Source organism: Sphingomonas sp. SP5 (genome assembly GCF_058313455.1).
The window spans coordinates 338602-356817 of record NZ_JBZFLF010000004.1; the positions used below are offsets into that span (position 1 = coordinate 338602).

Here is an 18216-nt window from a genome sequence, read left to right on the forward strand (position 1 = left end):
TGCCGCGCATCGGCGCGGGCGTAGCCGCGCCTGCGGTCAATCGAACAAGCTACTCACGCTCGTTTCATCCGCGATCCGCTTGATCGCCTCGCCGAGCAGCGGCGCGATCGGCAGGTGGCGGATGCGGCCCGCCCCTCCGTTCTTGGGCACGATCGATTCGTGGTTGCCGATCGAATCGGTGATGACCAGCTCGCGTAGCGCCGAGCCTTCGACCCGCGCCACCGCGCCGCCCGACAGCACGCCGTGCGTCACATAAGCGACGACATCCTCCGCCCCCGCCTCGCGCAGTGCCGCCGCCGCGTTGCACAGGGTGCCGGCCGAGTCGACGATGTCGTCGATCAGGATGCAGAAGCGGCCCTCGACGTCGCCGATGATGTTCATCACCTCCGATTCGCCGGCACGTTCGCGGCGCTTGTCGACGATCGCGAGCGGCGCATTGTCGAGCCGCTTGGCGAGCTGGCGCGCGCGCACCACGCCGCCGACGTCGGGCGAGACGACCATCAGGTTCTTGCCCTTGAATCGGGCGCTGATGTCCGCGCTCATCACCGGTGCGGCGTAGAGATTGTCGGTCGGGATATCGAAGAAGCCCTGGATCTGCCCGGCATGCAGGTCGACCGACAGCACGCGGTCGGCGCCGGCGACGGTGATGAGGTTGGCGACGAGCTTTGCCGAGATCGGCGTGCGCGGCCCCGGCTTCCTGTCCTGGCGGGCATAGCCCATGTAAGGGATCACCGCGGTGATCCGCTTCGCCGACGCGCGCTTCAGCGCATCGATGATGATGAGCAATTCCATCAGATTGTCATTGGCGGGAAAGCCGGTCGACTGGATCACGAACACGTCCTCGCCGCGCACGTTTTCCTGGATCTCGACGAAGATCTCCTCGTCGGCGAAGCGGCGCACCAACGCATCGGTCAGCGGCAATTCCAGATAGGCCGCGATCGCCTTCGCCAAGGGAAGGTTCGAATTGCCGGTCATCAGTTTCATGCGTGGCTCCCCGCCCCATCGATGCTGTTCTCGCGGTCGCGCCTTAGAGCCACCATCACGAAACGGAAAGCTCGCTTGTTCGCCCCTGCCCGACTGACTAGGCGCAGGCACCATGACCGTCATCACCCGTTTCGCACCCTCGCCGACCGGCACGCTGCACGTCGGCAACATCCGCGCCGCGCTTCACAACTGGATGTTCGCACGGGGACAGGGTGGCCGCTTCGTGCTGCGGATCGACGACACCGATGCCGAACGATCCGAGGAGCGCTTCGTCGCGGGTATCCGCGCCGACCTCGCCTGGCTGGGCCTGGAGCCCGATGCGCAGGTCCGCCAGTCCGACCGGTTCGCACTGTATCAGGCGCGCTTCGACGCGCTGGTCGCGGCGGGGCGCATCTATCCGGCCTATGAGACGGCGCAGGAACTCGATCTCAAGCGCAAGATCCTGCTCGGGCGCGGCCTGCCGCCGGTGTACGATCGAGCCGCGCTGACGCTGAGCGATGCCGAGCGGGCCGCGCTGGACGCCGAGGGCGTCCGCCCGCACTGGCGCTTCAAGCTGGATCACGATGCCGCCATCACGTGGGACGATCTGATCCGCGGTCCGCAGGCGTTCGATCCGCGCACGATGAGCGATCCCGTGATCCGCCGCGCCGACGGATCGTGGCTGTATATGCTGCCCTCCGCGATCGACGACGCCGACCTCGGCATCACCCATGTCGTGCGCGGCGAGGACCATGTGTCCAACACCGCGCTGCAATTGCAGATGTTCGCGGCGATGGGCGTGGCGCCGCCGCGCTTCGCGCACGAGGCGCTGCTGACCGGCGCAGAGGGCAAATTGTCGAAGCGGCTGGGCTCGCTCGGCGTTGCGCATTTCCGCGAGGCGGGGATCGAGCCGCAGGCGGTGATCGCGCTGCTCGCGCGGATCGGCACCAGCGATCCCGTCGAGCCGCTGGTCGATCCTGCGCCGCTGATCGCCGCCTTCGATTTCGCACGCTTCGGCCGGGCGCCGGCGCGGTTCGACGAGGCGGAGCTGGCGCAGGTCAACGCGCGCATCGTCCACCAGCTGGATCATGCCGCAGTCGCAGAGCGGCTGCCCGACGGCATGGGGGCCGCCGAATGGGCCGCGGTCCGCCCCAATCTGGCACAGGTCGCCGAGGCGGCGGACTGGTGGCACGTGATCGAGGGGCCGGTCACCCCCCCGGCGATGGACGAAGACGCCCGCGCCTATCTGGCACAGGCGGCCCGCCATGCCGCGACGATCGATTGGGCGGGCGATCCCTGGCACGCGCTGACCGGAGCGTTGAAGGAGGCGACGGGACGCAAGGGCAAGGCCTTGTTCCTGCCGTTGCGTCAGGCGCTGACCGGGCGCGACCACGGACCCGACATGGCCGCGCTCCTGCCGCTGATCGGCCGCGACCGGGCGACCGCACGGCTTTCAGCCGCCGCAAGCGCCTGATCCGAGGGCCACGGCTCGCCGTGCTTTCGGCACGGCTTGACATGGTGACGATACATCGTAACATTTGACGGCCTGCAGGAGATAGGTTCGAAGCCAGACGACGAGACAGGAGACGGATCATGTATGCCGACCGCTACGCCCAGCCGACCCGTTTCAACCCCGGTGGCCTTACCGCCGCCGTCGCGATCAACGTGGCGCTCGTCGCCGCGCTGATGTTCGCAGGACCGAAGATCCTGCCCGACGGCCCGGAGCATGTGCTGACCACCACCAACATCCCCGTCGACGAGCCGCCGCCGCCCGAACCGCCTGCGCCACAGCCCAAGCCGCACGAGATGAGCGCGAGTCGGCCGATGGAGCAGATCACGGCGCCGGTGCCGCCGATCCCGATCCCCAGCACATCGGACTTCACCACCAGCGTGACCGAATCGCCGCCGGTGACGGGGTCGATCGTCGGCAATGATCCCGGTCCGCTGGTGGAGGCGCCACCCGCACCACCGTTGCTGCCGCTGATCGGCCCGCAGGTCGATCCGCGCTACGCCAACGCCTTCCAGCCCGAATATCCTGCCGCCGAACGCCGCGCCAACCGCGACGGCCGCGTCACCGTGCGCGTGCTGGTCGGCGTCGATGGCCGGGTGAAGCAGATCGAACGGGTCACCGCGACCAGCGACGATTTCTGGAAGGCGACGCAGCAGCGCGCGCTGCGGTCCTGGCGGTTCAAGCCGGCGACGCGCGGCAGCGTGCCCGAGGAAGCGTGGCGGACGATGACGTTGACCTTCCGCATGGAGGATGCCGACTGAGGCCGGACGCCGGCGGGTGCGCAAAGCCCGCTGGCGGCCGATGCGGGGCGCCAATCCGGCACCGGCCTGCATCCGACAAGGGCTGGCCCAAAGGCTTCCGCGCTCCTACATCTCATCCATGCAGTTCTTCAGCCGCTTCTCGCCGGTCCGCGCGTACAAGGATCTGCGCTTTTTCCTGTCGCAGCGCGAACCGCGCGACCTGGGGTTTCTGGTCGCGGCGATGGCGATCACCGGGTTCTTCGTCTACGCCTTCATGCGCAACGACATTCCGCCCGAACCCTATCAGCCCAACATCATCTACTTCAAAAACTATGCCGCCGACCGCACCGATGCGCAGATCAAGGCGCAGCAGGCGATCGACAAGGTCGACCAGGACAAGCGCATCGCGGCGCAAAAGGCGCGCGAGAACAAGCTGCGCAGCCAGTTCAAGACGGTCGACGATGCGATGACCAAGTGGGGGCTGTAAGCGCCGGCGACGTGCGCTGGATGGGGGCGGCGCTGGCGCTGGGCGAACGCAGCCGCGGAACGAGCGCCCCCAATCCCAATGTCGGCTGCGTGATCGTGCAGGGCGGCCGCGTGGTCGGCCGCGGCTGGACCCAGCCCGGCGGGCGGCCGCATGCCGAGGCGATGGCGCTGGCGCAGGCGGGCGAACAGGCGCGCGGTGCGACGGCCTATACCACGCTGGAGCCGTGCGCCCATGTGTCGTCGCGCGGGCCGGCCTGTGCCGACCTGCTGGTCGCGGCGGGAGTGGCACGGGTGGTGGTGGCGCTCGGCGATCCCGATCCGCGCACCGACCGCATCGGGATGGCGCGGCTGGCCGATGCGGGGATCGCGGTGACGCAGGGCGCAGGTGCCGAGGCCGCGGCGCGGAGCATGGCGGGTTTCCTGACCCGGCAACGCTTCGGCCGGCCTTTCGTCACGCTGAAGCTCGCGACCTCACTCGACGGGTGCCTCGCGCTGGCGGACGGCACCAGCCGCTGGATCACCGGGCCGGAGGCGCGCGCCCACGCGCACCTCGAGCGTAGCCGGCAGGGTGCGATCCTGGTCGGGCGCGGGACGTGGGAGGCGGATGCGCCGCGACTCGACGTGCGGCTGGCGGGGCTGGAGGCGCGCGGCCCGTTGCGGGTGGTGCTGTCGACCCACCCTCACCCTTCGGCGCTGCGCGCCTCTTCCCTCTCCCGATGGGAGAGGGAGGGAGCACCGCAGGTGCGGCAGGGTGAGGGTAAGCCGGAGTGGATCAGCTCTCCGGCAGACATCGCCAGCCTGCCGGTCGATCACCTGCTGGTCGAAGGGGGCGCCGGCGCCGCCGCCGCCTTTCTCCGCGCCGGCCTCGTCGACCGCCTGCTCCTCTACCGCGCGCCGATCGTCATCGGTGGCGGCAGGGCGTCGGTCGGCGACATCGGCCTCGCCGATCTCGGCGCCGCGCATGGCCGGTGGCGGCTTGCCGATGCACGGCAGCTTGGCACCGACCGTATCGAGGTCTACGAGCGGGCGCGATAACAGGGACGATCATGTTCACCGGCATAGTCAGCGACATCGGCACCATCGAGCGCGTCGAGCACGACGGCGACACGCGCGTGCGCATCGCCACCGCCTACGACACCGGCACGATCGACCTCGGCGCGTCGATCGCCTGTTCGGGCGTCTGCCTGACCGTCGTCGACAAGGGACCGGGCTGGTTCGACATGCAGGTGTCGGGCGAGACGATCGCACGCACCGCCCGCGACCAGTGGACGCAGGGGCGGCGGCTCAACCTCGAACGCGCGATGAAGCTGGGCGACGAACTGGGCGGGCACATCGTCACCGGCCATGTCGACGGCATCGCCACCGTGCTCGGCATCTGCCCGGAAGGCGAATCGCACCGCATCGGCTTCGCGGTGCCGGCCGCGCTCGCCCCGTTCATCGCGCCCAAGGGATCGATCACGATCGACGGCGTGTCGCTGACGGTGAACACCGTTGAGGACCATGGCGAGGCGACGCATTTCTCCGTGAACCTCATTCCCCACACCCAAGCGGTGACGACGCTCGGCACGCTGGCGCAAGGCCAGGCGGTCAATATCGAGATCGACGTGCTCGCCCGCTATCTGCAACGTATGGAGCATTACCGTGGCCAAGGCAGCTGAAGTGGCGAAGCTCCGCCACGCCTTCCTCTCCGCGCCGGAAGAGATCATCGACGAGGCGCGCAACGGCCGGATGTTCATCCTGGTCGACGACGAGGATCGCGAGAACGAGGGCGACCTCGTCATCCCCGCGCAGATGGCGACGCCCGAAAAGATCAACTTCATGGCCAAATTCGGCCGCGGCCTGATCTGCCTCGCGCTCACCAAGGCACGCGTCGACGAACTCGGCCTGCCGCTGATGAGCCGCAACAACGGCACCCGGCACGAAACTGCCTTCACCACCTCGATCGAGGCGCGCGAGGGTGTCACCACCGGCATCTCCGCCGCGGATCGCGCGCGCACCGTCGCGGTGGCGATCGATTCGTCGAAGGGGCCGAGCGAGATCGTGACGCCGGGCCACGTCTTTCCGTTGGTCGCGCGCGACGGCGGCGTGCTGGTGCGCACCGGCCATACCGAAGCGGCGGTCGACGTCTCGCGGCTCGCCGGGCTCAACCCCTCGGGCGTGATTTGCGAGATCATGAACGAGGACGGCACGATGGCGCGGCTCGACGACCTCGTCGCCTTCGCGCAGTTCCACAATCTCAAGATCGGCACGATCCGCGACCTGATCGCCTACCGCCGCCGCCACGACCATCTCGTCGAGAAGCGCGCCGAGGCGCGCTTCGTCAGCGAATGGGGCGGCGAGTGGACCGCGATGACCTTCTGGAACAAGGCGACCGGCAGCGAACAGATCGCGCTGGTGAAGGGCAAGGTCGATCCGACCAGGCCGACGCTGGTGCGGATGCACGCGCTGTCGCCCTTCGCCGACTTGTTCGGCGAGGGCGGCGATCGCGCCGGCCTGCTGCGCCGCTCGATGGAGATCATCGCGGAGGAAGGCGCGGGCGTGATCGTCGTTATCAACCGGCCGCGGGCCGACCAGTTCACCGTCGCGCTGCAGGCGAAGGCGGGAACGCTGCCGGCGTCCGACATGGAGCAGCTGCGCGACTATGGCGTCGGCGCGATGATCCTGACCGAACTGGGCGTCGAGGAGATGGTGCTGCTCACCAACACGCACCACACGCTGATCGGGCTCGACGGCTATGGCCTATCGATCGTCGGCGAACGTGCCGTCGGCGGCAGCGAGGACTGACCATGGCGCACCTGCTCATCGTCGAAGCGCGCTTCTACGATCACCTCAACGACATGCTGCTCGCCGGCGCCCGCGCCGCGATCGAGGCGGCGGGACACAGCCACGAGACGGTGACCGTGCCGGGCGCGCTGGAGGTGCCGGGCGCGATCGCGCTGGCCTCCGATACCGACCGGTACGACGCCTTCGTCGCACTGGGCGTGGTGATCCGCGGCGAGACCTATCATTTCGAGATCGTGTCCAACGAGAGCGCTCGCGGCATCATGGCGCTGACCATGGACGGCCTCGCCATCGGCAACGGCATCCTCACCACCGAAAACGAGGCGCAGGCGATCGTCCGCGCTGATCCCGCGCAGCTCGACAAGGGCGGCGGCGCGGCACTGGCGGCGCTGGCGATGCTGGACCTGCGCCGCCAGTTCGCCTGACCTTACGCGCAGCGTCGATCAGGAGAGTTCGCGCGACACCGCGAAGCCGTGAAGAAGTGGTACCCGCGGCAGCGATCTTGATGCCGAGAGGCAGGCTGACGCCTGTCCAATGCGCGCCCTCTTCGCGTCTTCGCCTCTTCGCGCGAACCAAAAAAGACCCGGTACGTCGCCGTACCGGGTCAGGGTCGTCCGCAGGAGGAACGTCGTGGGGGGCGGGGGTCTGCTGCCCCCGCGCCCGATCAGAGAATGGCGATCAGTTGTAGGCGCGCTCGCCGTGCTCGCCGAGATCGAGGCCTTCCTGCTCGACTTCGGGAGCGACCCGCAGGCCGGTCAGCGCCTTGGCGACGGTGATCGCGATGGCGGTGCCGATCGACGCCCAGACGATGGTGGTCGCGACCGCGCCGAGCTGCACGAGCAGCTTCGCACCCATGTCGTAATCCGCCGCACCGGGGCCGCCGAGCGACGGCGCGTAGACGATGCCGGTGCCGATCGCGCCGATCATGCCGCCGATGCCGTGCACGCCGAAGGCGTCGAGCGCGTCGTCATAGCCGAGGCGCGGCTTCAGCACCGATACGGCGAAGAAGCAGACCACCGAGGCGACGGCACCGAGCACGATCGCGCCGAACGGCCCGGAATTGCCCGCAGCCGGCGTCACCGCGACGAGGCCGGCGACGATGCCCGAGCAGAAGCCGAGCGCCGAGCCCTTGTGGCCGCGCACCCGCTCGATCAGCATCCAGAACAGCCCGCCCGATGCGGTGGCGACGAAGGTATTGATCATCGCCAGGCCCGCCGAGCCATTGGCCTCCAGCGCCGAGCCGGCGTTGAAGCCGAACCAGCCGACCCAGAGCAGGCCGGTACCGACGCCGGTCAGCGTCAGCGAGTGAGGCGGCATCGGCGTCGTCGGATAGCCCATCCGCTTGCCGAGCATCAGCGAGGCGACCAGTGCGGAGACGCCGGCGTTGATGTGCACCACCGTGCCGCCTGCGAAGTCGAGCGCGCCGGCCTTGAAGAACAGGCCCGACGATGCCCACACCATGTGCGCTACGGGCAAATAGACGATCGTCAGCCACACCGCGGCGAAGGCCATCACCGCGCTGAACTTCATGCGTTCGACGACCGACCCCAGCACCAGCGCGACGGTGATCGCGGCAAAGGTCATCTGGAAGCTGACGAAGACATATTCAGGAATCTCGACCCCGGCGGTGAAGGTCGCGGATTGCGAGGCGGCGGTGACGCCCTTCAGGAACGCCTTGTCGAAGCTGGCGAAGAAGTTGGTGAGGAAGCCGCCACCTGCCATGTCCGGACCGAAGGCGAGGCTGTAGCCGTACATCACCCAGATCAGCATCGCGAGACAGGCGACCGCGCCGACCTGCGTCATCACCGACAGCATGTTCTTGGCGCGGGTGAGGCCGCCGTAGAACAGGGCGAGGCCCGGCAGGATCATCATCATGACGAGGACCGTGCTGGTCATCATCCACGCGGTATCGCCCTTGTTCACCGTCGCGGCGGGCGCGGCGGCGGGCGGCGATTGCAGCGCCGCATCCTGCGCCCAGGCGGGCATGGCGGCGAACGCCAGGGCGATCAGCCCCGCGACGCCGGCGTATTTCAGTGCATGCTTCATCATCACCCCCCTCAGAGCGCGCTGTCGTCGGTTTCGCCGGTGCGGATGCGCACCGCCTGCCCGACGTCGAGCACGAAGATCTTGCCGTCGCCGATCGCGCCGGTGTTGGCGGAGGCCTGGATCGCCTCGACCACGCGGTCGGCGAGGTCGGCGGCGCAGACCACCTCGATCTTGATCTTGGGCACCATATTGGTGCTGTATTCGGCGCCGCGGTAGATTTCGGTTTGGCCCTTCTGGCGGCCGAACCCCTTGACTTCGGTAACCGTCATCCCCGCCACCCCCAACGTGGTGAGCGCTTCCCTCACCTCGTCGAGCTTGAACGGCTTGATGATCGCAATGACCAGCTTCATCCCTGCCCCCTCGATTGCACGAGGATGGCCATCGCAAACGTCATGCCAGATGCGTAACGGCGCGATTCCAGCGCGGCCGGTGGCCGCGCGGGACCGATTTACGTTAGATTATTGTGCAGGTGCGGCGGCCTGCCCAAAATTCAGGCAGCATCGACGATGCCGCGGGCGGCCGCCAGATCGTCCTCGTCCACCATCACCCTGACGGGGATCAGCAGGTAGCTGCCATCCGCGATGCTCGCCCCGCCATCGAAGGCGATGGCCTCTATCCCCTCCGCCGCCAGCCGCCCGACGATGATGTTGGCGAGGTTGCGATCGTAGCGGCCGAGTTCGACAAGGGACATGGATGCGCTCCGTTGACGCGCAATAGGCATGCGCATACATTTACCATATGAAACATGATGCCATAACACCGACCAAGCGGCGGCCGGTCAACGTCTCACTCGACACTGGCATAGTGGCCGCAGCACGCGAAGCGGGAGTCAATCTGTCGCGCGTGACGGAAGCGGCTCTGCGCGTCGCGGTCAAGGAAGCCCGTGAACACCGTTGGCGCGAAGAAAACCGTGAAGCAGTGGGACGCTTCAACGAGTGGTATGAAGAGCATGGCGATCCGCTGGCGCATCTGGCGTCGCTTTGATGGCCCAATTCGACGCGCTGCGCGTGACCGGCGATGTGATCGTACTGGACTGTCAGTCCAACTTCCTCGTCGATCTACCGACGCGATTCGTTGTTCCGCTCCGTAGAGCCGATCGTGTTGACCTTCCACGATTAACGCCGACCTTCCTCGTCGATGGTCAGCTACTCACCATGATTACGCCATTGGCTCGCAGTATTAGCAAGCGCGATATTCTGGCGACCGTTGCGCGCTTGGACGAGCACGAATATGAAATAAAGGCCGCGCTCGATCTGCTCGTGACCGGCTTTTAGCCCGCCGCCGTTCCGCCCACCGTCAGCCCGTCGACCAGCAGCGTCGGCTGCCCAACGCCAGCCGGCACGCTCTGCCCGCCCTTGCCGCAGACGCCGATGCCTTCGTCGAGCGCGAAGTCGTTGCCGATGCCGGTCACCTTGGTCAGCACGGACGGACCATCGCCGATCAGCGTCGCGCCCTTGATCGGCGCGGCGATCCGGCCGTCCTCGATCAGATAGGCTTCGGTGCAGCTGAAGACGAACTTGCCCGACACGATATCGACCTGCCCGCCGCCGAAGCTCTTGGCGAAGATGCCGCGCTTCACGCGGGCAAGCAGTTCGGCGGGATCGTCCTTGCCGCCCTTCATGAAGGTGTTGGTCATCCGCGGCATCGGCGCATGCGCGAAGCTTTCGCGGCGGCCGTTGCCCGTCGCCGCGACGCCCATCAGCCGCGCGTTCAGCCGGTCCTGCATATAGCCCTTGAGGATGCCGTCCTCGATCAGCACCGTTTCGCCGGTCGGCGTGCCTTCGTCGTCGATCGACAGCGAGCCGCGCCGGTCGGGGATCGATCCGTCGTCGACCACGGTCACCCCCGGCGCCGCGACGCGTTCGCCGATGCGGCCGGAGAAGGCGCTCGTCCCCTTGCGGTTGAAGTCGCCCTCCAGGCCATGGCCGATCGCCTCGTGCAGGATCACGCCCGGCCAGCCCGGCCCGAGCAGTACGGTCATCTCGCCGGCCGGCGCCGCGACGGATTCGAGGTTCACGAGCGCCTGGGCAAGCGCCTCGTCGATGCCGCGGTTCCAGACGCTCGCGTCGAACAGGCGGTCGTAGAGATAGCGTCCACCGATCCCGAACGACCCCGTCTCGCGCCGGCCGTTCTGCTCCACGACGATCTGGATGTTGAGCCGGACCAGCGGCCGCACGTCGGTGGCGACGAAGCCGTCCGGGCGGACGATCTCGACCACGCTCCACGTGCCCGACAGGCCGACCGACACCTGCGCGACGCGCGGGTCGCGCGCCCGCGCCGCCGCATCGATCGTCTGGCACAGATTGACCTTGTCGGCGAACGGCACCAGGTCGAGCGGATCGGCGTCGGTATAGAGGTGCCGGTTGTTGCCCTGGGGCGGCGGCGCCCTGGTGCCCGCGGACGGATCGATCAGCGCCATCGTCTCGCCGGCACGGCGGATCGCGGCTTCCGACAGTTCGTTGGCATGGGCGAAGGCGGTCATCTCGCCCGACACCGCGCGCAGGCCGAAGCCGGCGTTGGTGTCGTAGCTCGCAGTCTTCAATCGGCCGTCGTCGAAGCCGAACGCCTCCGCCTTGCGATATTGCAGGTAGAGTTCGCCGTCATCGGCGCGCCCGAGCGTTTCGGCAGTGAGGCGCAGCGCGGCGTCGGGCGACAGGGCGTCGCGGTAGAGGAACGCGCGGGGATCGGCAGCGGCGGGCGATAACAGGGTCATGCCGCCGATATAGGCGCTCTAGACGCTGGCGCCATCCGGGTGGTCGCGCAATTGCGACTGGTCGGCGCCGTCCGCCGGACCGCCGATCAGCACGAAGCGGCGATCGCAATAGCCGCAGTCGACATAGCCTTCCTCGTCGATCTGCAGGAAGACGCGAGGGTGGCCGAGCGCGGCGCCGCCGGGAATGTCGGTGGCGCCGTCACAGGCGACGCGGCGTTGCGATACGCGGACGGTTTCGGGCGGCGGGATCATGGCCTGCGGATAGCAAGGCCGCCTGCCCTCTTCAATCCTCCCCGGCACGGGGAGGTGGCAGCAGCAGGCTGACGGAGGGGCAGCCAGGCAGGACCTGGGCGCGGGGCCGCCCCTCCACCAGCTTCGCTGGTCCCCCTCCCCGTGCCGGGGAGGATTTCCTTGCACCGCGCGGAGAGCGGCGTATGCCGCCCGCATGACCGAGGCCGCGATCCGCATCCAGAACCTCTGCAAGACCTATCAGGGCGGCAAGCGCGCGCTCGACGGGATCACCTTCGACGTGCCGCGGGGGCAGATCTTCGGCCTGCTCGGGCCGAACGGCGCAGGCAAGTCGACGCTCATCAACATCCTGGCAGGCCTGGTCAACAAGACCGACGGTCAGGCGGCGATCTGGGGTTTCGACATCGACGCGCACCCGCGCAACGCCAAGGCATCGATCGGCATCGTCAACCAGGAGATCCTGTTCGACCCCTTCTTCACGCCGATCGAGACGCTGGAGATCCAGGCCGGCCTCTACGGCGTGCCCAAGGGCGAACGCCGCAGCCTCGACCTGCTGCGCGCCGTGCATCTGGAGGACAAGGCGAACGCCTATGCCCGCACGCTGTCGGGCGGCATGAAGCGGCGGCTGATGGTGGCCAAGGCGATGGTCCATTCACCCCCCGTGCTGGTGCTGGACGAACCGACCGCGGGCGTCGACATCGAATTGCGCCAGCAGCTGTGGGCCTATGTCCGCCAGCTCAACGCCGCAGGCGTCACGGTGGTGCTGACCACGCACTATCTCGAAGAGGCCGAGGAACTGTGCGATCGCATCGCGATCATCAACCACGGCCGGCTGATCGCCAACGAGCCGACGCGCGAGCTGGTCGGCAAGGCGCAGGAAAAGGTGGTGGCGGTGACGGTCGACCGCGACGTGGCGACGCTGCCGCAGAACGCGTGCTTCGGCAGGATCGTGCTCAAGGGCACGCGCACGCTGGAGATCACCTACGCCAAGGACCGGGTCAACGCCGGCGAAGTGTTGGCCGCGGTGCAGCACGGCGGGTTCGGCATCGTCGACGTTTCCACCAAGGAGCCGGATCTGGAGGACGTGTTCCTCAGCCTGACGCGATCTTCTGCTCCCCTCCCGCTTGCGGGAGGGGCTGGGGGTGGGCCTGCGTAGATGCCGGAATGGCAGCCGCGGAATACCGCACGGGCAAGGGAGTTGCGCCACGAGGCGACCCCGGCGGAACGGCGTTTGTGGCAGTATCTCAGCGGCAACCGGTTGGGCGGTCACAAGTTCAGCCGGCAGATGCCGCTGGTCCCCTATTTCTGCGACTTCCTCTGTCGGCGCGCCAAGATGGTGATCGAGTTGGACGGCGATACGCATGCCGTTTCACCGGAAGCTGACGCGCGACGGGATCGCTTCATGCAACAGCAGGGGTATCGCGTGCTGCGGTTCGGTAACGCCGACGTGATGGGGAATGTCGAGGGGGTGGTGACCGCTATCGGCGAGGCGCTTGCGGACACGCCCACCCCCAGCCCCTCCCGCGAGCGGGAGGGGAGTTTATGACCGCCGACGTCCTCATCGTCGGGTCCGGTGCTGCGGGGCTCACCGCGGCGCTCAACCTTGCCGAGCGGTTTCGCGTCACCGTGCTGGCCAAGGGTGCGCTGAACGAAGGGTCGACCGCCTGGGCGCAGGGCGGGATCGCCGCGGTGCTGGAACCGGGCGACACGTTCGAGCACCATGTCGAGGACACGATGGTCGCGGGCGCGGGCCTCAACGATCGCGACGTGGTGGAATATGTCGTCGAATGCGCGCCCGCCGCGATCGAGCGGCTGACCGCACTCGGCGTGCCTTTCGCGACCGAGGGCAACGCCCTGCATCTCACCCGCGAAGGCGGCCATTCGCACCGGCGCATCGTCCATGTCGCCGATGCCACCGGCTGGGCGGTGCAGGAAGCGCTGCAGCGCGCCGCGGAGGCGCATCCCAACATCACGCTGATCCCCGACCAGGTGGCGATCGACCTTGCCACCAGCCGGCACGAGCAGCGCTATTCGGGCGCGGGCAACGTCTGGGGCGTCTACGCGGTCGACCGGGGCACGGGACGCGTCAACCTCTACACCGCCAAGGCGACGATCCTCGCCACCGGCGGTGCGGGCCGCACCTACCTGTTCTCCACCGCGCCGCGCGGTGCGACCGGGGACGGGATCGCGATGGCATGGCGTGCCGGCGCCCGCGTCTCCAACATGGAGATGATGCAGTTCCACCCGACCTGCCTCTACCATCTGGACGTCAAGAACTTCCTCATCACCGAGGCGGTGCGCGGCGAGGGCGGGCGGCTGATCAACCCGACGACCGGCAAGCGCTTCATGAGCTATTACGACGCGGAGCGAATGGAGCTTGCGCCGCGCGACGTAGTGGCGCGCGCGATCGATGCCGAGATCAAGCGCTACGGCCTCGACGGCGTCCACCTCGACATCAGCCACCAGCCCGCCGACTTCATCCGCGGCCATTTCCCCAACATCTACGAAAAGCTGATCGGCCTCGGCATCGACATGACGCGCCAGCCGATCCCGGTGGTGCCGGCGCAGCATTATACCTGCGGCGGCATCGTCATCGACCGCGACGGGCGCACCGACCTGCCCGGCCTCTATGCCGCGGGCGAGTGCACCGAGAGTGGGCTGCACGGCGCCAACCGCCTCGCCTCCAATTCGCTGCTCGAATGCTTCGTCTTCGGCAAGGCATGCGCCGACCATATCGCCGCGCATTGGGACGCGCTGCCGCCGGTGTCGGTGATCCGGCCGTGGGACGAGAGCCGCGTCACGGATTCGGACGAAGAGGTGGTCATCAAGCAGAACTGGACCGAGATCCGCCGCTTCATGTGGAATTACGTCGGCATCGTCCGCACCACCAAGCGGCTGGAGCGTGCGCAACACCGCATCCAGATGCTGACTGAAGAAGTCGCCGATTATTACGGCCATTTCCGCGTCACGCCGGACCTGATCGAACTGCGCAACCTGCTCCAGACGGCGGAGTTGATCGTGCGATCGGCGCTGCACCGGCACGAGAGCCGCGGGCTGCATTATACGCTCGATTATCCCGGCATGCTGGCGGAGGCGGTGGATACGGTGCTGGTGCCGTAGACGGCGCATTCACCCTCACCCTTCCGCGGCTGCGCCGCTCCCTTCCTCTCCCATTGGGAGAGGGAGGGAGGCGCGAAGCGCCGGAAGGGTGAGGGTGAGGGCGGCGCCTTATCCCGTCACCTCCTTGAACAGCTGCCGCGCGGTGTCGGCGAGGACGCGGCCGGCACCGCGATCACCCTTGGCCATCGAGGTCATGAACGCCTTCGCCTCGGCAAGCGTTAGGTGCGGCGGCAGCGGCGCAACCTCCGGGTCGGTCTTCACCTCCAGGATCACCGGCCGGTCCGCGGCGAGTGCCGCCTCCCACGCCGCGCCGAGGTCCTCCGGCCGGTCGACGAAGATGCCCTTCAGCCCGATCAACTCGGCGAAACGGGCGTAGGGGACGTCGGGCAGGTCCTGCGTGGTGGGAAAGCGCGGATTGCCCTCCATCACGCGCTGTTCCCAGGTCACTTCGTTCAGGTCCTCGTTGTTGAAGACACAGACGACGAAGCGCGGGTCGGCCCAGCGCTGCCAATATTTCTGCACCGTGATCATCTCGGCGAGGTTGTTCATCTGCATCGCCCCGTCGCCGACCAGCGCCACCACCGGCCGTTCCGGAAAGGCGAACTTGGCGCCGATCGCGTAGGGCACGGCCGCGCCCATCGAGGCAAGGCCGCCCGACAACGACGAGCGCTGCCCCTTCTTCACCCGGAAATCACGCGCATACCAATTGGCGCAGGAGCCGCTGTCGGAGGTGACGATCGCGTCGGCGGGCAGGCGCGGCGACATCTCCCACACCACGCGCTGCGGATTGACCGGCTTCGCCTCGGCATGCGCGCGGCCCTCCAGCGTCCGCCACCAGTCGGCGACGCCCGCCTCGATCCCTTCGCGCCAGCTGCGGTCGGCCTTGGCATGGATCAGCGGGATCAGCGCCTCCAGCGTCTCCTTGGCGCCGCCGTGCAGGTTGACCTCGGTCGGGTAGCGCAGGCCGAGCATGCCGGCATCGACGTCGATCTGCACCGCGCGCACCTTGCCGTCCGCGGGCAGGAACTCCGCCCAGGGGAAGCCGGTGCCGATCATCAGCAGCGTGTCGGCGCCCTGCATCAGGTCCCACGACGGCTTGGTGCCGAGCAGGCCGATCGCACCGGTGACGAACGGCAGGTCGTCGGGCAGCACGTCCTTGCCGAGCAGCGCCTTGGCGATGCCGGCGCCGAGCAGATCGGCGATCCGCACCACCGCATCTGCGCCCTCGCGCGCGCCGGCGCCGATCAGGATGGCGACCTTGCTCCCTGCGTTCAGCACCTCGGCGGCGCGGGCGAGGTCGGCCAGCTGCGGTACCATCCGCGGCCGGCTGTAGCCGACGCCCGACCGGGTGAAGCCGTGCGCGACCTTGGGCTCCTCATAGGCCTCGTCCTGCACGTCCTTGGGCAGCACGATCACGCCGACCCCGTTGCTGGCGACGGCGATGCGGATCGAGCGGTCGGTGACGTGGCGCATCTGCGCGGGTGCGCTCACCTCCTGCACGTAATCGGCGACGTCGGCGAACAGGCGGTCGAGGTTCAGTTCCTGCTGGTAGCTGGCGCCGCGCACCGTCGTTTCCGCCTGTCCGGCGATGGCGAAGACCGGCGCATGATCGAGCTTGGCATCGTAGAGGCCGGTCAAGAGGTGCGTCGCGCCGGGGCCGCCGGTGGACAGGCAGACGCCGATCTCGCCGGTGAACTTGGCATGCGCGGTCGCCATGAACGCCGCCATCTCCTCGTGGCGGACCTGGATGAACTCGATGCCCTCTCCTGCTTTCTCGGCGCGTTGCAGTGCGCCGAGCACGCCGTTGATGCCGTCGCCCGAATAGCCGTAGATGCGGGTGACGCCCCACGCCTTCAGCCGCTCCACGAACGCGTCGCTGGTCATCTCCGCCATAGTGTCTGTCCCGTCTCGATCGAAGGCGGCGTCAACGGATGGCGGCGCGCGATGTTGCGTCGCGCAACTCGCCGCGCCGCAGCCGCGCTTCGTCGCAGCGGGTGGCGGTGCCGGTTTCCGCAAACCATTCCGCAGCTAAGGATTGCAGGCGTTGCGAAGCGGGGCCTCAGCCACAGTATGACAGCGTACGGCCGGGTGGCCACCACGATCCTGATTGTCGGAACCTGCGCCTGGACGGCGGCGTGCAGCTCGCCGTCACGACCGAGCGGCAGCGGGCCTGCGCCGGCGGTGTCGCCGCCGGTCGAGGTGTCGATCCCCATCCCCGCCGCGGCACCGCCGGCCCATCGCGTCGCGCCCGCGCAACTGACCGCGTCGATCGACGCGCTCGCCCGCAATTTCGACGGCAAGTTCGGCATCGCCATCCGCGCGGTCGACGAAGGCTGGACCGTCACCTCGCCCGGCGCCCGCACCCGGATGCCGCAGCAGTCGGTCAGCAAATTGTGGGTCGCGATGACGCTGATGGACCTGCGCGACCAGGGCAAGGCGCGGCTGGACGATCCGGTCGTCGTCCGGCCGGAGGACCTGACGCTGTTCCACCAGCCGATCGCGATGCTGGTGAAGGGCGACGGCTATCACACCACCGTCGGCGAACTGCTCACCCGCGCGCTCACGCATAGCGACAACACCGCCAACGACCGGCTGCTGACCTATGTCGGCGGCCCCGCCGCGGTGCGTGCGATGATCGAGCGCAAGCAGCTGGGCGATATCCGCTTCGGTCCCGGCGAGCGGCTGCTCCAGTCGAAGACCGCCGGCCTCACCTGGAACCAGGCGATGGCGCAGGGCGGCGGCTTCGAGGCGGCGCGCTCGCGGCTCGATCCGGCGGTGCGGACCGCGGCGCTCGACGCCTATGTCAACGATCCGCCCGATGGCGCCGCACCGCTCGCCATCGCCGATGCGCTGGCCCGCCTCGCCCGTGGCGAATTGTTCACCGAAACCTCGACGCGCATCCTGCTGGATACGATGGGCGCTTCGGTCACCGGCCGCGCCCGCCTGCGCGCCGCGCTGCCGGCGGGTTGGAAGATCGCGCACAAGACCGGCACCGGCCAGGACCTCGGCACCCGCAATGCCGGGTTCAACGACGTCGGCCTGCTCACCGCACCCGATGGCCGCCGCTATGCGATCGCGGTGATGATCGGCGACAGCCGCCGCCCGATCCGCGAGCGCCAGCAGCTGATCCAGGCGGTGGCCGCCGCGGTGGCGGATTACGCCGGGGGATCGCGCGCGTAACGTCTTTTCGTCCGCGTCCCACGCCAAGGCAGGGCCATCGCATATGGCTAGATCGGCTGCCGGCTTCGGGGGAAGGAGCATCCCATCCAGTGTCCTTGTCACCCCGGACGTGTTCCGGGGTCCACCGCGCTGCCTAATCAATAGCGTATCGGTGTGCGGCACGGTGGATGCCGGACCAAGTCCGGCATGACAGAGGATTGAAGAACACCACCACGTACCAGACAGCCGGTATCCGATAACCCTGCTCGCAAAGGGAGGAAGCGCTGCGAAGTGGTGACGGAGGGGGCGTCCAGCGGCGTGGTTGCGGAGACGCCCCGTCCACCCTTCGCCTGCGGGGGCGCCGAGGGACGTTTTAGTTGTGGCGCCAAAGCCACACCTCTCCACAGCTTGGCCGCATGCCAAGGATCGGTTGGTGCCATTCCGCCGAT

20 protein-coding genes are annotated in these 18216 nt (G+C 68.2%); 13 read left to right on the forward strand and 7 right to left on the reverse strand.

From position 1 onward, the window contains the following. Window positions 1–36 precede the first annotated feature (36 nt). A complete protein-coding gene (locus tag AC4GY7_RS12490; protein ID WP_491114535.1) occupies window positions 37–984 on the reverse strand; it encodes a ribose-phosphate pyrophosphokinase in 948 nt (315 codons plus the stop codon). A gap of 112 nt (window positions 985–1096) precedes the next feature. Here AC4GY7_RS12490 and gltX point away from each other — a divergent pair, with 112 nt between their 5' ends. The 7 genes from gltX to ribH all read left to right on the forward strand — a co-directional run bounded on the left by gltX (window position 1097) and on the right by ribH (window position 6905). Then, on the forward strand, window positions 1097–2437 hold the full coding sequence (gene gltX / locus AC4GY7_RS12495) for a glutamate--tRNA ligase (protein ID WP_491114538.1): 1341 nt from the start codon (window positions 1097–1099) through the stop codon (window positions 2435–2437). A 119-nt stretch (window positions 2438–2556) separates the two neighbouring features. Continuing rightward, entirely contained in the window at window positions 2557–3234 is a 678-nt protein-coding gene (locus AC4GY7_RS12500) for an energy transducer TonB (RefSeq protein WP_491114541.1), read from the forward strand. A gap of 118 nt (window positions 3235–3352) precedes the next feature. Continuing rightward, window positions 3353–3700 carry a hypothetical protein gene (locus tag AC4GY7_RS12505; RefSeq protein ID WP_491114543.1) on the forward strand — a complete coding sequence of 116 codons (348 nt, stop codon included), beginning with the start codon at window positions 3353–3355 and terminating at the stop codon, window positions 3698–3700. A gap of 20 nt (window positions 3701–3720) precedes the next feature. Then, entirely contained in the window at window positions 3721–4734 is a 1014-nt protein-coding gene (gene ribD / locus AC4GY7_RS12510; protein WP_491114691.1) for a bifunctional diaminohydroxyphosphoribosylaminopyrimidine deaminase/5-amino-6-(5-phosphoribosylamino)uracil reductase RibD, read from the forward strand. A gap of 11 nt (window positions 4735–4745) precedes the next feature. Further along, complete coding sequence (locus AC4GY7_RS12515) at window positions 4746–5357, forward strand: riboflavin synthase (RefSeq protein WP_491114546.1); 612 nt, start codon at window positions 4746–4748, stop codon at window positions 5355–5357. Beyond that, window positions 5341–6483, forward strand: a complete 1143-nt coding sequence (gene ribB / locus AC4GY7_RS12520; protein WP_491114549.1) for a 3,4-dihydroxy-2-butanone-4-phosphate synthase — start codon at window positions 5341–5343, stop codon at window positions 6481–6483. The genes AC4GY7_RS12515 and ribB overlap by 17 nt, the downstream gene beginning before the upstream one ends. Window positions 6484–6485: 2 nt before the next feature. Further along, window positions 6486–6905 carry a 6,7-dimethyl-8-ribityllumazine synthase gene (ribH, locus tag AC4GY7_RS12525; protein ID WP_443583537.1) on the forward strand — a complete coding sequence of 140 codons (420 nt, stop codon included), beginning with the start codon at window positions 6486–6488 and terminating at the stop codon, window positions 6903–6905. A 253-nt stretch (window positions 6906–7158) separates the two neighbouring features. Here ribH and AC4GY7_RS12530 read toward each other — a convergent pair whose 3' ends face one another. From AC4GY7_RS12530 to AC4GY7_RS12540, 3 genes are all read right to left on the reverse strand, one after another. Beyond that, window positions 7159–8529 (reverse strand): ammonium transporter, encoded by a 1371-nt coding sequence (locus AC4GY7_RS12530; RefSeq protein WP_491114553.1) that lies wholly within the window; start codon window positions 8527–8529, stop codon window positions 7159–7161. Window positions 8530–8537: 8 nt separating this feature from the next. After that, entirely contained in the window at window positions 8538–8876 is a 339-nt protein-coding gene (locus AC4GY7_RS12535) for a P-II family nitrogen regulator (RefSeq protein ID WP_017980283.1), read from the reverse strand. Window positions 8877–9016: 140 nt separating this feature from the next. After that, window positions 9017–9217: a putative signal transducing protein gene (locus AC4GY7_RS12540; RefSeq protein ID WP_491114557.1), complete on the reverse strand. Its 201-nt coding sequence runs from the start codon at window positions 9215–9217 to the stop codon at window positions 9017–9019. 47 nt (window positions 9218–9264) lie between these two features. On the opposite strand from AC4GY7_RS12540, the gene AC4GY7_RS12545 reads away from it, so the two are divergent. Then, a complete protein-coding gene (locus AC4GY7_RS12545; protein ID WP_443583540.1) occupies window positions 9265–9510 on the forward strand; it encodes a type II toxin-antitoxin system CcdA family antitoxin in 246 nt (81 codons plus the stop codon). Next, window positions 9510–9800: a CcdB family protein gene (locus tag AC4GY7_RS12550; RefSeq protein WP_443583541.1), complete on the forward strand. Its 291-nt coding sequence runs from the start codon at window positions 9510–9512 to the stop codon at window positions 9798–9800. The genes AC4GY7_RS12545 and AC4GY7_RS12550 overlap by 1 nt, the downstream gene beginning before the upstream one ends. On the opposite strand, the gene tldD is transcribed toward AC4GY7_RS12550, so the two are convergent. Continuing rightward, window positions 9797–11239 carry a metalloprotease TldD gene (gene tldD, locus AC4GY7_RS12555; RefSeq protein WP_491114560.1) on the reverse strand — a complete coding sequence of 481 codons (1443 nt, stop codon included), beginning with the start codon at window positions 11237–11239 and terminating at the stop codon, window positions 9797–9799. The two genes, AC4GY7_RS12550 and tldD, sit on opposite strands and share 4 nt — an antisense overlap. 18 nt (window positions 11240–11257) lie before the next feature. Continuing rightward, a complete protein-coding gene (locus AC4GY7_RS12560; protein WP_443583543.1) occupies window positions 11258–11491 on the reverse strand; it encodes a zinc-finger domain-containing protein in 234 nt (77 codons plus the stop codon). A gap of 193 nt (window positions 11492–11684) precedes the next feature. Here AC4GY7_RS12560 and AC4GY7_RS12565 point away from each other — a divergent pair, with 193 nt between their 5' ends. Genes AC4GY7_RS12565 through nadB form a run of 3 tightly spaced genes read left to right on the forward strand, consistent with a single transcriptional unit; the run spans window position 11685 to window position 14608 of the window. Beyond that, on the forward strand, window positions 11685–12644 hold the full coding sequence (locus AC4GY7_RS12565; RefSeq protein WP_491114563.1) for an ABC transporter ATP-binding protein: 960 nt from the start codon (window positions 11685–11687) through the stop codon (window positions 12642–12644). Further along, complete coding sequence (locus AC4GY7_RS12570) at window positions 12645–13034, forward strand: endonuclease domain-containing protein (RefSeq protein WP_491114566.1); 390 nt, start codon at window positions 12645–12647, stop codon at window positions 13032–13034. Next, the gene (nadB, locus tag AC4GY7_RS12575) at window positions 13031–14608 is read left to right on the forward strand and encodes an L-aspartate oxidase (RefSeq protein WP_491114569.1); all 1578 of its coding nucleotides are present in this window, start codon (window positions 13031–13033) and stop codon (window positions 14606–14608) included. Before AC4GY7_RS12570 ends, nadB begins: the two co-directional genes overlap by 4 nt. A gap of 108 nt (window positions 14609–14716) precedes the next feature. Here nadB and AC4GY7_RS12580 read toward each other — a convergent pair whose 3' ends face one another. Next, the gene (locus tag AC4GY7_RS12580) at window positions 14717–16492 is read right to left on the reverse strand and encodes a thiamine pyrophosphate-requiring protein (RefSeq protein WP_491114572.1); all 1776 of its coding nucleotides are present in this window, start codon (window positions 16490–16492) and stop codon (window positions 14717–14719) included. A gap of 222 nt (window positions 16493–16714) precedes the next feature. On the opposite strand from AC4GY7_RS12580, the gene AC4GY7_RS12585 reads away from it, so the two are divergent. After that, entirely contained in the window at window positions 16715–17788 is a 1074-nt protein-coding gene (locus AC4GY7_RS12585) for a serine hydrolase (RefSeq protein ID WP_443583703.1), read from the forward strand. The last annotated feature ends 428 nt before the right edge of the window (window positions 17789–18216 follow it).